The sequence below is a fragment of the Mesorhizobium sp. M0998 genome (assembly GCF_040318885.1).
In the GTDB taxonomy this organism is placed as follows: Bacteria; Pseudomonadota; Alphaproteobacteria; order Rhizobiales; family Rhizobiaceae; genus Mesorhizobium.
Genome location: NZ_JAMYND010000028.1, coordinates 23,228 through 39,661 on the forward strand (window position 1 = coordinate 23,228; position 16,434 = coordinate 39,661).

13 protein-coding genes, 1 tRNA gene and 1 pseudogene are annotated in these 16,434 nt (G+C 63.9%); 10 read left to right on the plus strand and 5 right to left on the minus strand.

From position 1 onward, the window contains the following. Nucleotides 1–67: 67 nt before the first annotated feature. The 3 genes from NKH59_RS23650 to NKH59_RS23660 all read left to right on the plus strand — a co-directional run bounded on the left by NKH59_RS23650 (nt 68) and on the right by NKH59_RS23660 (nt 4,705). Nucleotides 68–1,117, plus strand: a complete 1,050-nt coding sequence (locus tag NKH59_RS23650; RefSeq protein WP_352540982.1) for a M14 family metallopeptidase — start codon at nt 68–70, stop codon at nt 1,115–1,117. 436 nt (nt 1,118–1,553) lie between these two features. Beyond that, nucleotides 1,554–3,743, plus strand: a complete 2,190-nt coding sequence (locus NKH59_RS23655; protein ID WP_352540981.1) for an anthranilate synthase — start codon at nt 1,554–1,556, stop codon at nt 3,741–3,743. 32 nt (nt 3,744–3,775) lie between these two features. Further along, nucleotides 3,776–4,705, plus strand: coding sequence for a cation diffusion facilitator family transporter (locus tag NKH59_RS23660; protein WP_502896420.1), 930 nt, complete (start codon nt 3,776–3,778; stop codon nt 4,703–4,705). An 86-nt stretch (nt 4,706–4,791) separates the two neighbouring features. On the opposite strand, the gene NKH59_RS23665 is transcribed toward NKH59_RS23660, so the two are convergent. Further along, nucleotides 4,792–5,880, minus strand: a complete 1,089-nt coding sequence (locus tag NKH59_RS23665) for a hypothetical protein (RefSeq protein ID WP_353023243.1) — start codon at nt 5,878–5,880, stop codon at nt 4,792–4,794. A 100-nt stretch (nt 5,881–5,980) separates the two neighbouring features. Here NKH59_RS23665 and NKH59_RS23670 point away from each other — a divergent pair, with 100 nt between their 5' ends. The 6 genes from NKH59_RS23670 (at nt 5,981) to NKH59_RS23695 (ending at nt 12,456) form a co-directional block, all read left to right on the plus strand. Beyond that, complete coding sequence (locus tag NKH59_RS23670) at nt 5,981–6,433, plus strand: DsrE family protein (RefSeq protein ID WP_352540979.1); 453 nt, start codon at nt 5,981–5,983, stop codon at nt 6,431–6,433. Between the two features lie 171 nt (nt 6,434–6,604). Next, nucleotides 6,605–7,402 (plus strand): SDR family NAD(P)-dependent oxidoreductase, encoded by a 798-nt coding sequence (locus tag NKH59_RS23675; RefSeq protein WP_352478045.1) that lies wholly within the window; start codon nt 6,605–6,607, stop codon nt 7,400–7,402. Between the two features lie 49 nt (nt 7,403–7,451). Then, nucleotides 7,452–7,757 carry a putative quinol monooxygenase gene (locus NKH59_RS23680; RefSeq protein ID WP_352683881.1) on the plus strand — a complete coding sequence of 102 codons (306 nt, stop codon included), beginning with the start codon at nt 7,452–7,454 and terminating at the stop codon, nt 7,755–7,757. A gap of 128 nt (nt 7,758–7,885) precedes the next feature. Next, entirely contained in the window at nt 7,886–8,974 is a 1,089-nt protein-coding gene (locus tag NKH59_RS23685; protein WP_353023245.1) for an AbrB family transcriptional regulator, read from the plus strand. 180 nt (nt 8,975–9,154) lie between these two features. Then, nucleotides 9,155–11,242 carry a TonB-dependent siderophore receptor gene (locus tag NKH59_RS23690; RefSeq protein WP_352994439.1) on the plus strand — a complete coding sequence of 696 codons (2,088 nt, stop codon included), beginning with the start codon at nt 9,155–9,157 and terminating at the stop codon, nt 11,240–11,242. Continuing rightward, nucleotides 11,242–12,456, plus strand: a complete 1,215-nt coding sequence (locus NKH59_RS23695; RefSeq protein WP_353023246.1) for an MFS transporter — start codon at nt 11,242–11,244, stop codon at nt 12,454–12,456. The genes NKH59_RS23690 and NKH59_RS23695 overlap by 1 nt, the downstream gene beginning before the upstream one ends. A 20-nt stretch (nt 12,457–12,476) precedes the next feature. Here NKH59_RS23695 and NKH59_RS23700 read toward each other — a convergent pair whose 3' ends face one another. Continuing rightward, a complete protein-coding gene (locus tag NKH59_RS23700; RefSeq protein WP_352994445.1) occupies nt 12,477–13,550 on the minus strand; it encodes a siderophore-interacting protein in 1,074 nt (357 codons plus the stop codon). 203 nt (nt 13,551–13,753) lie between these two features. Beyond that, nucleotides 13,754–13,839, minus strand: a tRNA-OTHER gene (locus NKH59_RS23705). A gap of 78 nt (nt 13,840–13,917) precedes the next feature. Between NKH59_RS23705 and NKH59_RS23710 the strand changes: the two are divergent. After that, a pseudogene (locus tag NKH59_RS23710) lies at nt 13,918–14,035 on the plus strand (IS5/IS1182 family transposase); the annotation flags it as partial. Nucleotides 14,036–14,068: 33 nt separating this feature from the next. Here the strand turns inward: NKH59_RS23710 and NKH59_RS23715 are convergent. Both NKH59_RS23715 and NKH59_RS23720 read right to left on the minus strand, forming a co-directional pair. Next, the gene (locus tag NKH59_RS23715) at nt 14,069–14,845 is read right to left on the minus strand and encodes an esterase family protein (RefSeq protein WP_352994448.1); all 777 of its coding nucleotides are present in this window, start codon (nt 14,843–14,845) and stop codon (nt 14,069–14,071) included. 4 nt (nt 14,846–14,849) lie between these two features. Beyond that, the gene (locus tag NKH59_RS23720) at nt 14,850–16,016 is read right to left on the minus strand and encodes an ATP-grasp domain-containing protein (RefSeq protein ID WP_352994449.1); all 1,167 of its coding nucleotides are present in this window, start codon (nt 16,014–16,016) and stop codon (nt 14,850–14,852) included. Nucleotides 16,017–16,434: the final 418 nt, after the last annotated feature.

A 16,434-nucleotide genomic window follows, 5' to 3' on the forward strand; every position in this document is an offset into this window, starting at 1 on the left:
GACTGGACCAATCGACAGCCCAGCGGCAAAAGGGCATGTGTTCCGCCTCTTCTTCCGGAGGCATCCCATGCAGAAGTCCATCGAACGCGTCGCCGGCGACAGCGAAGGCGCTTCCTACGAATTCCCCATCTTCCGCTTCGCCGGAACGGACAAGACGGCGCCTTCCGCCTATCTGCAGGCGGCACTTCATGCCGGCGAATTGCCGGGCGTCGTTGCCATCGATGCGCTGATGCCGATGCTCAGCAGGGCGGAAGCCGAAGGCCGCATCAGCGGCAATATGACCATCGTGCCCTGGGCCAATCCGATCGGCCGCGCGCAATATCTCTATGGCGACCATCAGGGCCGCTTCCATCTGGGGACGCGCACCAATTTCAATCGCGGCTTTCCGCGGCTCGCCGCGCCCGACCTCACGCTCCTGCCGGCGCACGGCACGGTCGATCAGCGGCTGAAGACGCGGCTGCTGCAGCTCTCCATCGGCCACGACATCGTGCTCGACCTGCACTGCGACGATGAAGGCCTCGCCTACCTCTACGTCCACACCAGCCTGTGGCCGGCCATGGCGGATTGTGCGGCGGCTATGGGCGTCGATGCGGTGATGCTGTGGCACGAAGATCCCGACGGCACCTTCGAAGGCGCCTCGATCATGCCGTATCAGAACGTTCCCGCCGACGTCGCGCGCCTCGATCGGCGCGTCGCCACCACCGTCGAATATCGCGGCATACTCGACGTCGACGGCGCCCTCGCCAGCGCCGACGCCGAAGGGCTCTACCGGCTGCTGGTGGCGCGCGGCGTCATCCGGGATCAGGCGCTGCCCGCGTCTGGCAGCTTCGGAGGACTCGTCGCGCCGATCGAAAATATCGAGATGATGCCGGCGCCCCGTTCGGGCGCGATCCTCTACCACGTGAAGCCGAGCGACCGCGTCACCAAGGGTGCGCGCCTTGCCACCATCGTCCACGCGCCCGGCGAGCCCGACGGCCGCACGGAAGTGTTGGCGCCGCAGGCGGGCCTCATCCTGACGCGGCGTTCCCGCCGCATCATTCGCGCCGGCGAAGACCTCTTGAAGCTGGTCGGCGACGGGACGAGCGCCGATGCAAGGTCGGGAACGCTGGAGGACTGACGCACCCCGCCAGGCTACCCCGAAATCGCCTGTCGCGCCTTGGCCTCCAGCCATTCGGCCATCTGCCGGTACGGCACCGGACCATGGCTCACGCGGGCGACGCCGAGTTCGGCAAGCCTCTGGCGCGGCGGCACATGCGCCAGGGTAACGCAGAGTCTAGGCAGGACAGCCGGTCTTGGCCATGTGCTGGGTTGCGAAAGCGGCAGCCACCCCACAGACTTTCAAACCTGTTGCGCATACCGCTTTTCGCGGCTATGGATTTCGCCATGAACATGCGCTCGATCAAGACCATTTGGTGGTGGGCTCGCTGACAGCGGCCTGTTCGAACGCGTTCGCGTGACAATAGAGGGTGGCCGCAGCGGAATGTCCGGGCGGCCATTTGTTTTTTCAAGCCATTCCCGGGTCCGTTGCCCCAAAGACGCTGATGGAGACGGCAATGACGACGAAAATTCTGGAGAATGGCGCCGAGCGCTTCGTCACGGCGGGTGGCGTGGCGATTACCCGCCAACGCCATGACCGGCCTTACGAGGGGGCGATCGACGGCTATGTCGATGGCCTGAATTCGCGCCGCGGCGCCGTGTTTTCCTCGAATTACGAATATCCCGGCCGCTATACGCGCTGGGACACCGCCATTATCGATCCGCCGCTGGTGATCTCGGCACACGGCCGCGCCATGCGCATCGAGGCCTTGAACAGCCGTGGCCAGGTGCTTTTGCCGGTGATCGGCAAGGCGCTTGCCGGTCTTGACGACGTAACGATCGCGGAGACAACGCAGAAACTCATCCGCCTCGAGGTCGCCAAGCCCGGCCGTGTCTTCACCGAGGAGGAACGCAGCCGCGTACCCTCCGTCTTCACCGTGCTGCGCGCCATCACGGCTTTGTTCAAGACCGAGGAAGACGCCAATCTCGGCCTCTATGGCGCCTTCGGCTATGACCTCGCCTTCCAGTTCGATCCGGTCGACTACAAGCTCGAGCGCAAGCCAAGCCAGCGCGATCTCGTGCTGTTCCTGCCCGACGAGATCCTCGTCGTCGACCACTATTCGACCAAGGCCTGGACCGACCGCTACGACTATTCCGGCGATGGCTTCTCGACCGAAGGCCTGCCGCGCGACGAAATCGTCGAGCCGTTCAGGACCGCCGACCGCATCCCGCCGCGCGGCGACCACGAGCCCGGCGAATATGCCAAGCTGGTGCGCAAGGCGATGAAGAGCTTCGAGCGCGGCGACCTGTTCGAAGTGGTGCCGGGGCAGATGTTCTACGAACGCTGCGAAACCCAGCCCTCCGAGATTTCCCGCAAGCTGAAGAGCATCAACCCTTCGCCCTATTCCTTCTTCATCAATCTCGGCGAGGGCGAATATCTGATCGGCGCCTCGCCGGAAATGTTCGTGCGCGTCAACGGCCGCCGCGTCGAGACCTGCCCGATCTCCGGTACCATCAAGCGCGGCGACGACGCCATCTCCGACAGCGAGCAGATCCTGAAGCTGCTCAATTCGAAGAAGGACGAATCCGAACTCACCATGTGCTCGGACGTCGACCGCAACGACAAGTCGAGGGTCTGTGAGCCGGGCTCGGTGCGCGTCATCGGCCGCCGCCAGATCGAAATGTACTCCCGCCTGATCCACACCGTCGACCACATCGAGGGGCGGCTGCGCGAAGGCATGGACGCCTTCGACGCCTTTCTGTCGCATGCCTGGGCGGTCACCGTCACCGGCGCGCCGAAATTATGGGCCATGCGCTTCATCGAGCAGAACGAGAAGAGCCCGCGCGCCTGGTATGGCGGGGCGATCGGCATGGTCAATTTCAACGGTGACATGAACACCGGCCTGACGCTTCGCACCATTCGCATCAAGGACGGCATCGCCGAGGTGCGCGCCGGCGCCACGCTGCTCTTCGACAGCATTCCCGAGGAAGAAGAAGCCGAAACCGAACTGAAGGCATCCGCCATGCTCTCCGCCATCCGCGACGCCAAATCAGGCAATGCCGCCAGCACCGAACGCAGCACCGCGCGTGTCGGCGACGGCGTCAACATCCTGCTGGTCGACCACGAGGACAGTTTCGTCCATACGCTCGCCAACTATTTCCGCCAGACCGGCGCCAATGTCTCGACGGTGCGCACACCAGTGCCGGACGAGATCTTCGACCGGCTGAAGCCAAACCTGGTCGTGCTGTCGCCCGGCCCCGGCACGCCGAAGGACTTCGACTGCGCCGCCACCATCAAGCGGGCCCGTGCGCGCGACCTGCCGATCTTCGGCGTCTGCCTCGGGCTGCAGGCGCTGGCCGAGGCCTATGGCGGCGAGCTGCGCCAACTGCACATCCCGATGCATGGCAAGCCGTCGCGCATCCGCGTGTCGAAGCCGGGCATCATCTTCTCCGGCCTGCCCAAGGAGGTGACGGTCGGCCGCTATCATTCGATCTTTGCAGATCCGGTGCGGCTGCCCGATGGTTTTGTCGTCACCGCCGAGACCGAGGACGGCATCATCATGGCCTTCGAGCACCGCAAGGAGCCGATCGCCGCAGTGCAGTTCCACCCGGAGTCGATCATGACGCTCGGCCACAATGCCGGCATGCGCATCATCGAGAACATCGTCGCGCACCTGCCGCGCAAGGCCAAGGAAAAGGCCGCTTAATTCGAGGGCTCAGTGTTGGGATCTTTTCCCCAGTGACCGCGGCAGAAATCAAAGCCGCCGCCAGGCAGAAGGTCGCCAGCCTCGCCTTCTGGTCGATCGTCGTCGCCTGCGTCGTGCTCGGCCTGAAGCTGGTGGCCTGGTACGTCACCGGTTCGGTCGCGCTTTATTCGGACGCGCTGGAATCGATCGTCAACGTCATTGCCTCTGCCGCCGCCTATTGGGCGATCCAGGTCAGCTACAAGCCAGCCGACCAGGACCATCCGTTCGGCCACCACAAGGCCGAGTATTTCTCAGCCGTCCTCGAAGGCGTGCTGATCGTGCTTGCCGCCTTGCTGATCCTCAACGAGGTCTGGTGGTCCTGGCAGCATCCCGCCCTGCTGGAAAAGCCATGGACCGGCCTTGCCGTCAATGGCGTCGCAACGGTCATCAACGCCGTCTGGGCCTTGACGCTGATCCGCACCGGCCGAAGCGAAAAATCGCCGGCTCTCGTTGCCGACGGCAGGCACATCATGACCGATGTGGCGACCTCGCTCGGTGTGTTCATCGGCCTGGTCGGCGCCGTACTGACCGGCTGGCAGGTTCTCGATCCGGCTCTTGCGGTGATCGTGGCGCTGAACATCCTGTGGCAGGGCTGGCACGTCATCGGCTCGTCGATGAACGGGCTGATGGACCGCGCCGTCGACACCCAGGAACATATCCGCATACGCGACATCATCTCGGCCAATTGCAAGGGCGCGCTCGAGGTCCACGACCTGAAGACGCGCATCGCCGGCCGCGCCACCTTCATAGAGTTCCACCTGGTCGTCGACGCCGACATGTCGGTCGGCGCCAGCCACGTCATCTGCGACCGCATCGAGGACGCGCTGCAGGCCGAAATCCCTTCCGTGCGGGTCATCATCCATGTCGAACCCGACGATGAAGCGAAACTGCCCAAAGGCACGACAGCCGTGCCTTTCGCGTGAGGCGATAGCGGGACGCCGCCATCCAAAACCTTGAGGTCGGCGGGACAGCACCCCCTCTGTCCCGCCGGCATCGCGTCTCTGAACTGCTACAGCCCGCAGGCAGCCTGCGGCATCGGCTCCAGCCGGTAGACCTTGTCGTCGGAGCTGGTGTCACCTTCCGCCGCTTTCGAGCACAGATCGATGATCGGCAGGCCGCTGTTCGGGTTGGCCAGCATCATCGTGCCGTTGGCGCCGCGGCGAAGGAAGACCTCCCTTTGCGCGATGTCACAGGACGCAGCACCCGTCTTCGCGCTCGCCGCACAGCGCCACTGGTCGCCCTCGCCCTGACAATTATAGACCTGCGTGACCTTGGCCGATTTCTGCCGCGTGGTAACCGAAACGGCGATATCGGCGCCGCTTGGCCAATTGGCCGGATCGCCCTCCTTGGCGAAAGACGCCAGCTCGACCGCTCCGCGGAACACCCTGATCGACTGGGTCAGCTGGTCGGGATGCGAGCCGAGATGCTCGGCGTCGTAGTCGCGTCCGTAGCAGAAGGCCTGGTCCGGCTTCAGCCGCTCGCGCAATGGCGGGCCAAGTGCCGGATCGATCGGGTCGATGCGCGCGAACTCCGCCTTGCAGGTGGCGGCCGGCATCGGATCGAGCCTGAAGCCGTTGTCGTCCTTGCCCAGCGCCTGCCTTTCGTACTCCGCCTTGCCGAGCTCGTCTTCCGATCCGGCGTCGAGATAGAGGTCGGGCTGCACGTCCGAGACGATCAGCCGGCCTTTGTCGTCGACCTTCAGCGAAGCCATGGTGCGGTCGCAGTCCATACCGCAGCGGATCGGGCCGGTCTTGCCGTCCTCCGACTCATGACTGCACCAGCCGCCAAGCCATTCAGGCGCCTCGGCGCCGCGCACCGTCGTCGCCATGAAGCCATTGTAGGAGGAATCGATGCCGGCGCTTGGCTCCTCGTTTGGCCGGCTGACCGGATCGCGGCCGTAATAGAAGAAGATGCGCGTCACCTTCTGCTGCGGATGCGACTTGAGATGCGCGGCGTCATAGACGCGGCCGAAGCAGGCGTCCTTGCCGTCGGGGCTGAGCTCGGTGAGTTTGAGCGTGTCGTCGGCGAAAGCAGAGCCGGCGACGGCGGCGAGCAAGGCAACCCCATCTCCGGCGCCCATCACGGTCCTTGATATCATGCTGGCGCCCCCTGCCCCGACAAGACGTGGCTTCAATTTATGTTAGGATCGAGGCCGAGGCCATGCAATTTGCGCCGGCCGGATAAATGGAGATAAAGCCATGCGACGCCGCGATATTTTCCGCGTCGGTCTTGCCGGGGCCGCCGGGCTTTTCGGGCTGCGCCCCACCAAGGCGGCAGCCATTAAAGTCAAGGCCGTCGAAGAGGAAAGGCAAAAGGTCGCCTATCACCTCAGCGATCTCGACAAGGTCAATTTCGTGCTCGGCAACATCAAGAACCACTTCGAAGGCACCGACGGCAAGGTCGACATCGCGCTTGTCGTGCACGGCCCAGCACTTGCCGCCTTCAAGTCGAAGGGCATATCGGCCGCCATTTCCGGGCGGTTCGCCGGCCTTGTCCAGGATGGGCTCAGCCCGCACGCCTGCGCCAACACCATGCACGGCATGGATATCGGCCTGGCCGACCTGCTCGACGGCTTCCATGCAGCCGACAGGGGCGGCGTCGTCAAGCTCGCCGAATTGCAACGCCAGGGCTACGCCTATCTCAGGCCATAGGGCAATTCCAGGAAAAGCGTGAAACGGTTTTCCGTCCGGAATTGCGTCAAGACAAAGAGGGAGCGGTTCGCCGTTTCCGTGAAACGGTGAACCGCTCAAGACTTTTACGGACTTGAACGCGAGGACTGCGAAGGCTTACGAAGAGCAGGCAGAGTCCCCGGAGGAATAGACGTGCCAGCCACCACCACCCTTGTCAGCCCCTCTCTGGTCATCCCCGACCTTGCCGGAAAGGCGGTCCTGGTCACCGGCGCCTCGACCGGCATCGGCGCGGCGCTTGCACTTGCCTATGCCGCGCAGAAATGCCGCGTCGCGCTGCATTACAATTCGAGCCGCGCGGCTGCCGAAAACCTGGCCGCGACCATTCGCAACGGCGGCGGCGACGTGTTCCTCGCCCAGGGCGATTTCTCGATCCCCGCCGATGTCGAGCGCGTCGTCGAGGACAGTGCGCAACATTTCGGCCGGCTCGACGGCCTCGTCAACAATGCCGGCGGCATGCTCGGCCGCGTGCCCTATGCCGAGCAGACCGAGGCGCATTACGACGCGGTGATGGACCTCAACGCGCGTTCCGTGCTGACAGCTTCGCGCAAGGCAATCCCATGGCTGAAGCGGCAGGGCGGCTTCATCGTCAACACCTCCTCGATCGCCGCGCGCAACGGCGCCGGTGGCGGCGCCGGCCTTTACGGCTCGGCCAAGGCCTTCGTCTCCAACGTCACGCGCGGCATGGCCAAGGAGCTGATCGGGTTCAACATCCGCGTCAACGCGGTGGCGCCCGGCACGATCGCGACACCTTTCCACGAGCGCTACTCGACCGACGACCAGATGAAAGGCATGATCGCCACCATCCCGCAGGGCCGCGCCGGCACCGCGGAGGACTGTGTCGGCGCCTATCTGTTCCTCTCCTCCGATCTGTTGAGCGGCTACATCATCGGCCAGGTGATCGAGGTCAATGGCGGGCAGTTGATGCCGTAGACGGCGAACTGCATACTCCCGGTTGCGTCATCTCAACGGAGCAAAGCGAATGTACGGACTGATCGGCAAGATGCGGGCGATGCGCGGCCAGCGTGACGCAATGATGGATATCCTGCTCGCCAGCACCGGTGCCATGCCCGGCTGCCTGAACTACATCATCGCCACCGACCCGGCCGATGCCGACGCGATCTGGGTGACCGAAGTGTGGACCGACGCCGAAAGCCACAAGGCTTCGCTGCAGCTGCCCGAAGTCCAGGCGGCAATCGCCAAGGCACGGCCGATCATCGCCGGCTTCGAGTTCCAGGTGGAGACGCATCCTGTTGGCGGGTTCGGCTTACCGGCGAAGGCGGGATAGAGGGAGAGGCCGGTAGGCCAGAGGGGCGCGCGAAGGATCGCTGCGGATGGTTGGTGCCATTACCACCCAAGCCCTTTTCCGCGCAAAAAGGGTTCGCATTTTTTCGCGACCGGTCTAAGAGCCCATCTATGGATTCCTCCCCGAACCCGCCGGCCATCGAGCACCTGGCGCGGATCCACAAGGCCTGGCAGTGGCCCGTCCTGGTGGTGGTCTCGGTGCTGTTTGCCGGCGCGCTGGAGCTCGCCGCCCTGCCCGCCGCGCTCTTGATCGGACCGATGCTGGCGGCCATAGCTGCCGGCACCAACGGCGCCACGGTGCGTGTGCCGCGGGTTCTGTTCGGCTCAGCCCAGGCGGTCGTCGGCTGCCTGGTCGCCAGTTCCATCTCGGCCGATATCTTTCCCGTCTTCTACAGGGAATGGCCGCTGTTCCTTGGCGTCGTGATGGCGACGGTCGCGGCATCCAGCCTGCTCGGCTGGCTGATCAGCCGCTGGCGCATCCTGCCCGGCACCACCGCGGTCTGGGGCTCGTCGCCGGGCGCCGCCACCGCCATGGTGCTTATGGCCGGTGCCTTCGGCGCCGACCAGCGCCTCGTCGCCTTTATGCTGTATCTGCGCGTCATCTGCGTCTCGATGACGGCAGCCCTGGTGGCCAAGCTCTGGGTCGACACCCCGGGCATCGAGGTGCCGGGCATCGTCTGGTTTCCGCCGATAGACCCGCAAGGCTTGGCCGCAACATTCGGCGTGGCGCTGGTTGGCGGCCTCGCCGGAAAGCTTTTCCGGCTGCCGTCGCCGTTATTCCTCGGCACCTTCATTTTCGGCACCGTGATCCATCTCGGGCTCGGCGTGACCATGCAGTTGCCGCCCTGGCTGCTTGCCTTGAGCTATACGATGATCGGCTGGAGCATCGGCCTGAATTTCACCAGGGCCATTCTGCGCCACGCGGCCCGCGCGCTGCCGCAGATCGTCGGCTCGATCATTGCCCTGATCGTCTTTTGCGGCGGCCTCGCCTTCCTGATCAGCCGCCTGCTCGGCATCGATCCGCTGACCGCCTATCTGGCAACCAGCCCCGGCGGCATGGACAGCGTCGCCATCATCGCCGCCGCCGCACAGCATGTCGACATCTCCTTCGTCATGGCGCTGCAATCGGCACGCTTCCTGATCGTGCTTCTGGTCGGCCCAAGCGTGGCGCGGCTGGTGGCGAGAAGCCTCAAACCATAGCAGCTCGCCTCTCCCTGATTGGTAGCCTTTTCTTGAAACCGGTCGCACTTTGCTGTCGCCGACCGTATCGGGCCAGCACCCGCACGAGCTCAAAAAATAACTTGACTCAAATACTCAGATTTGAGAGCCCCTTCCGTCAATGTACGGAAGAGTGGAGACGAGTTGATGCGGAAACGGACGATGACATGGCTCCTGGGGTTATCACTGCCGGGCAGCGTTGCCCTGCTCGGCCTGTCCGGGCCGGCTCACGCTCAGGACCAGGGCGGCGTCACGGTTCTCAACAAGATCGAGGTCGATGCCGAGAGCGACGAGATCCTCGTGCAGGACGGCTATGTCGCCAAGAAGGACCGCATCGGCACCAAGACCGACACGCCGATGGTCAAGATTCCACAAGCCGTTTCGGTTGTGACGCAAAAGCAGATCGAGGACCAGAAGCCACGCACGCTGAACGAATCGCTCGGCTATGTCGCAAGCGCCAATCCCAACAGCTTCGGCTTCGACACCCGCTACGACGCCTTCTTCCTGCGCGGCTTCCAGGCCTTTTACAACGGCATGTTCCGCGACGGGCTGCGCCAGTACAACGGCCCCTCGGCCTGGTTCAAGACCGAGCCCTACGGCATCGAGGGCGTCACCATCCTGAAGGGTCCGGCCTCCTCGCTTTACGGCATCAGCGGTCCGGGCGGCATCGTCAATCTGGTCACCAAGCGCCCCAAGGAAGAACAGTTCCGCGAAATCGAAATGCTGCTAGGCGAACACAATCGCTTCCAGGCCGCACTCGACGCTTCCGGCCCGGTGAACGACGACGGCAGCATTCTCTACCGCTTCACCAGCCTCGGCCGCACCAGCGACACCGACCTGCCCGGTTATCCCGACGACAAGATCTATCTGTCGCCGGCCGTCACCTTCAAGCCGGACGAGGATACCAGGCTGACCATCCTCGGCGAATATTCGAAATCCGTCACAGGCGGCACCGCTGCCTTCTACAATTCAGGCGGCGCTCTGACGAACCTCTACGAGGGCGATCCCGCCTGGAACGACTTCGACCAGACCCAGGGCCGCATCGGCTACGAGTTCGAGCACCGTTTCAACGACGTGCTGACGGTCCGGCAGAACCTTCGCTACAGCGCCGTCGACAGCGACATCGAATATAGCGGTCATTACCCGGACGGCGTGGATCTGAAACGCTATTGGGGTCACTACACCGAGACCATGAAGAACTTCGTCGTCGACAACATGGCGCAGTTCGAATTCGATACCGGCCAGGTCAGGCACACGGCGGTAGCCGGCATCGACTACGCCTGGTCGAATTATGACGCCGGCAGCGGTATCTCCTACGTTTCCGTCGGTGACATCAAGGCCGCTCCGGTTCCTTACTCTGGCGGGCAGGAGATGAACCAGCTCGGCGCTTATCTGCATGACCAGATGGAGTGGAACGATTTCACCCTGTTCGCCAGCGGTCGCTACGACTGGGCCGACACCACCTCGACCGCCGCCGACTTCACCAGGTCCAAACAGGACGACAGTGCCCTTTCCGGCCGGCTCGGCCTGTCCTACCAGACCGAATGGGGCATCACGCCCTATGTCAACTATTCGACGTCGTTCTCGCCCAATATCGGCTTCGTCTATGACGATGTCAGCAGCCCGATCGGTCGCGTCGCCCGTCCGACCATCGCGACGCAAAAGGAAATCGGCGTCAAATACGAGTTTGCCGATTACAACGCCGCCGTCAGCGCCGCTCTGTTCGACATCGACCAGAAGGATGGCGTCGTCTTCGACGCCTCGACCGGGATCAACAAGCAGCGCCAGCTCGACCTGAACTCGCGCGGCGCCGAACTGGAAGCCAGCGCCTCGCTCGACAACGGCCTCAGCATACTCGCCTCCTACACCTATCTGCGCGTGAAAATCGAACGCGGCGCCACGGGAACCGCAGGCAAGGAACTGTCGGCGACGCCAAATCACATCCTGTCGCTCTGGGGGCAGTACCAGTTCGAGGACGGCACGCTGCAGGGGCTCGGGCTAGGCAGCGGCGTTCGCGTCGCCGGCTCGAGCTATGGCGATGACACCAATACCTTCAAGAACGACGCGCGCGCCTTCGTCGACGCCTCGCTCTCCTATGATTTCGGCTACCGCAACCCCAAGCTCGAGGGCGTGAAGCTGCAGGTCAACGCCAAGAACCTGTTCGACACTCAAAAATCCATCTGCTCGGCCGGCTATTGCTACCGCGACGAGGGTCGCTCGCTGTTCGCCAGCCTGCGCTACCGCTTCTGATGTCGATCGCCGTTTCCAGCCGGGCATCGACGCCTGTCGCGATCGTCCTGGCGATCGGCGGGCTCTACGTCGCGCAGAGTGTGATCGGCGGCATCACCTGGGCGGGGCTGCCGGCGGTGATGCGCGACCAGGGCCTGCCGCTCGACCGGATCGGCCTGGTTTCGCTGATCGCGCTGCCATGGGCGCTCAAGTTTCTATGGGCGCCGGCCGTCGAGCGCTATCGGCTGCCGCCGGTCGGCAAGAACCGCACCGGCACGATCGTCGCCGCCGGTGGACTTGCGTCCATCGCCGGGCTGTGGGCCGTCGGCGCGCTCGGCCCGGAGGCCTGGTGGCCGGTCCTGGCCTGCCTGACCATCGTCGCCTTCGCCGCCTCGACGGTCGACATTGCCTGCGATGGTTTCGCCGTGCAGAGCCTGGCCAGGGAAAACCACGGTTGGGGCAATGCCGCGCAGGTCGGCGGCGCCTATCTCGGCTCGGCCATCGGCGCCGGCCTGTTTCTGCTTCTGGTCGACGCTTATGGCTGGCGCATCGCCGTTTGGGCGATGGCCTTGCTGCTCCTGCCGCTCGGCCTCCCCTTCCTGCTCGGCGCGGCCGGCCGCGCGCGCGAGGAGACGCGCGAGCATGTTCCCAGCCTCCTCGACGCGTTGAAGCGTCCCGAAATTCGGCGCGGCCTGGCAGCGTCGGCCATCTATGTCCTGGCCCAGAAGGCGGCACTCGCCATGCTCGGACCATTCCTGATCGACGCCGGGCTCGACCTCTCGATGGTCGGACTTGTCAACGGCGTCGGCAGCATGTTCGTCGGCCTGGCTGCCGCACTCGCCGGCGGCGCTCTCGTCAAATGGTTCGGCCCGCGCAACGTGCTCGTCCTGGCGCTTTTCCTGCAGGCCGGATCGCTGTTCTTCTTTTCGGTCTTCGATTTTCTTGGTGGCTTCTCGACCACCGCTTTGATGGCCATCGCGGTGCTCAGCTCGTCCGGCTTCATGGCTCTCGGTTTCGTCGCGCTTTACGCGCAGTTCATGCGCTGGTCAGATCCAAGACAGGCGGGCGTCGACTTCACGCTGTTCCAGTGCATGGACGCACTGATGAGCATGGCCGGCGGGATCGCGGCCGGCTACGCCGCGCAGTATCTCGGCTATGGCGCGTTCTTCGCAGGCGCCGGCCTCGTCGCGATGCTGGCGGCCCCGGCGATCATCATCGTATCCGACCGCCGCTGACCGCGGAGCATCGTCGCGCGCTATTCTTCGCCGCCGTCCGCTTGCGTCCCGCGGCGCCAGTAGGCGGTGACCAGGTGCCGGTCGCGCGGCACACCCCATTCTTTGCGGACGATCCTGCGGATCTCGCGGAAATCGCCGAACTCGCATCCGGCCCAGACATAGAGATTGTCGATAAGGGCAGTGCGGTTCCGCTGCTGCAGCACCGCCGGTAACAGCCTGGCTGTACCGGCCTCGCCCCCATGCCGATAGAGCCAGGTGACGGCAACGGCCTCGCCCGCGGCCAGCGGCATCCGATCGTCGGGACCATCGACCTCGATGAACGCTTCGGCGCGGGTTGACGGCGAAAGCTGCTCCAGGATCCTGCCGATCGCCGGAAGCGCGGTGTCGTCGCCGAGCAGCAGCAGGTTTTGCGCCTCGGGCACGCCGCCTCCGCCCGGTCCGATCATGCCGATGATCTCGCCGGCAACTGCCTTTTCGGCGAAAGCGGCCGCCGGCGTCTCCATACCGGGGTGGAGGACGAAATCGACATCCAGCCAGCCGCTTGCGGCGTCCAGTGCCCGGATCGTGTAGACCCGCACGACGAGCGCGTCCTTGCCCGACGGCCAGACCATCAGGCCGTCGGCGCCCATCGACGGCCACACCGGCAGCCTGCCGCGCGGCGGCAGCAGCAGCCGCACATGCAGGCCGCCACGGCCAAAGCGGCCGAGATCGTTGCCGGTGAAGCGGACGCGCTGCATATGCGGAGAAATCCGCGTCGAGGACAGCACCGTGATCTCGCGGAAGAACACCGGCGTGCCGGCATCGCTGCCGTCGCCCTGCCAGGCGATGCCCCTGGTCGTGCCGAGATGTTGCGAAAAATGGCCGGCGACCGCCATCTTCATGTAGGACAGGCAGGTTTCATCCTCGGCCGCGACGCGGATCAGCACGTTGTCGTCACCGAGCGTCGCCTTCAACGAGCCGTAATGCGTGCGAAATTCCCAATGATCGGCAAGGCCGGTATCGATCTCGGATTCCCCATGCTCGGCGCGCAGCCTGTCCATCACCGACCGGATGGCGGCACCGCTGATCCGGGTTTGCGCACTCAATTGCTCCATCGCTAAGCCTTTCGATGCCGTTGAATTCGAGATCGCCATACGGCGGCCTCGCCACGCCGGAATGCCACAGCCGGCCCGGCGTTTCCACTAAAAGATGATAAGTATAGTCATGTTTTGAAATCAGGCTGAAGGGAAGTCCATTTGCAGGCCGCATCACCTAGATATCGACATGCAATAGGTCGTAAACTCGTAAAGCGGGGCGTCGCCAGCGGCAGGGATCGAACCCGCACCTGAACCAAGAGGCTCAGGATCACTGTGGTGATACGTTTACCAATTCCGTCACGCTGGCACCTGCCTCGTAGCGCAAATTTGCGCGGATTGCCATTCGAGGCTTCTCTTGTGGCGTCCGAGCCGATTCAGCGTCGGCATGAGCCGATACGACCTGCCCGACTTCGAGTGGCGTGATCGAGCCGCTCCTGCCCAACAAGCCGCCAGGCGTGCCGCGTGTGGATGATCGCCGCGTGCTGAACGACATCTTCTCAAGGCGACTGTGGCTGCGCTTGTGAGTCTACGGTAATCTAATCCAGCCGGTGCATCAGATCGTCGTCCAGCCAGCGGGCGAAGAAATAGACCAGTTGCTTGTGCCACCACGGCCAGTCATGGGCGGCATCGCCGCCCCAGTAGTCGACCCAGGCCGGAATCGACTTGTCACGCAGGATCTGTTCCAGCGCCTGCGTATCGGCAAGCATCCGTTCCTCCCAGGCACCCTGCCCGCAGCAGAAGATCAGCCGCAGCGCCTTCAGCCTGACAAGCAGCCCCGGATCGACGATACCCGGCAGGTAGTCGAGCGGCGAGTTGAAGAAAATTTGTCCGTCGAGCGCGCTGCCGAAGAAATCGTGGGTGGAGTAAACCCCCGACAGCGCGATGACGCCGCTGGCCAGTTCCGGAAAGCGGAAGACGAAATTCGATGAATGGTAGCCGCCCATCGAGCAGCCGCAAAACAGCGGCTTCAGCGTACGCCCGCCATTGGCCTCGGCCGCGGCAGACAGGAGTTCCGGCAGCGCCTCCTCGCGCACATAGCGGAAATACGCTTCATGCCGGGCGATGCGATGGGCCGGCTCGGCATGGCGGTCGAAGAAGGATTCCGCATCGATGCCGTCCAGCGTGAACAACTGGATGCGACCGGTGTCGACGAACTCGGCGAGAGCCGAGACGGCGCCGGAATCCTCGAACTGGTAGAACCGCCCTTGCGAAGTCGGGAACACAACCACGGGTCGGCCGGCATGGCCGTAGCGCTTGTATTCCATGTCGCGGCCGAGGTTGCGGCCAAAACCCTTGTGGTAGGAAACGTCCATCGCCTCACGCCTTTTCCGCATGGATGTAGTCGACCGCCCGGCGCAGCGCCTTCGGGTCGGTGGAGCGCAGCTGATAGGCGTAGTTTCCCATGGCGCGGCTGAAAACCTCCTCGATGGCGTGATGATGGACGATCATGCCGCCATGGGCGGCCAGCACGTCGGCATGGCTGTGCACATAGTTGAGGTGCCGCTTGCGGCTGGCATAGGCGGTGAAATACTTGCCCCTGTAAGGGCCGCCGGCGGCGTCCTTGACCACCATGTCGGCCCATGCGGCATAAACATCGATATCGAAGGTGTAATTGATGGCATCGGTCATCCAGGCGCCAGGCGGCCGCATGTTGACCTCCAGCGCGATGACCCTGTCGTCCCTGGTTTCGAACAGCTCGATGTGGAAGAAGCGCTCGCGCACGTCGAACGCCTTGAGGATTTTCCTGCCGGCCTCCTCGACCGCCCGGCTGATCTCGGGAAAACAGACATAGCTCATATGGCGGTCGCGGTTGACCACCTCCATGACGCTCTGGTCGTAGCGGTGGCTGGCGGCCAGCACCACCTCGCCGTCGCGGTTGACCAGCCCGTCATAGGTCACCACCAGCCCTTCGATGAATTGCTCCATGACGAAGCTGACGCCTTCCGGCTTGTCCCTGAAGAAGCTGTCGAGTTCGCCGGTGTTGGAGATTTTGAAAGTGTTCGAGGCGCCGGAGCCCGAATCCGGCTTCACCACCACGGGATAGCCGACACGTCGGATGAAGGTCATGGCGCCGGCGCGGTCGGAGCATTTGCGTTGCGGGATGGTTTCGACGCCGCTCTTGCGGAAGAACGCCCGCATGCGGCTCTTGCGTTTCAAATTCTTGACGAAGTCGAGCTTGGTGCCGAAAATGTTGAAGTCGGTGCGGATATTGGCTTCCAGCTCCAGCCAATGCTCGTTGAGCGATTCGAACCGGTCGACGCGGCCCCATTTGTGGATGAAATGGCCGATCGCCCGGAACACAGGCTCGTACTCCTCCATGTCGTCGATGCGGTAATATTCCGAAAGGGCTGCCTTCAATTTGCCGTCCAGCGCATCGAACGGCGCGTCGCCAATGCCGAGCACGGTGGCGCCGGCCTTCTTCAGCCGGTCGCAGAAATCGGCGCCATTGGCTGGAAAATGCGGCGAGAAGAACACGAAATTCATGGACCATCCCTCCCGGCGGCGAGCCATCGCACCCCGCCGACAATCGACTCTGGCGCATTTGCCGGGCTCGGGGAAGAGCAACTGGATCAGGTGAGCGGCTGGGCCCGCGAAAGGTGACGCCAAAACCGTGAAATAAAAAACCCGCCACGACAGCGGGTCCTCGGCGCCAGTCAGCACCATACCCAAATTAGTAGCATAGCTGCCGGCACAAAGCAAGAACAAAGTTGCTGTAATCAGGAAAAATCGCTTGATGTCGGCGCCGCGCCTTCATTGCAGCTTGGGTTCCTCTCCCCCGTTTCGCGACGGCGAGGAACCCAGGTCTTGAGAGGCTGGATCGGCAGCTTCACCCACCTCCAATGCCCCCACTTGCCTCGCTTTGCCCGCTCCTGTATGAAAACCGCATGAGCCCGCGCGCCAC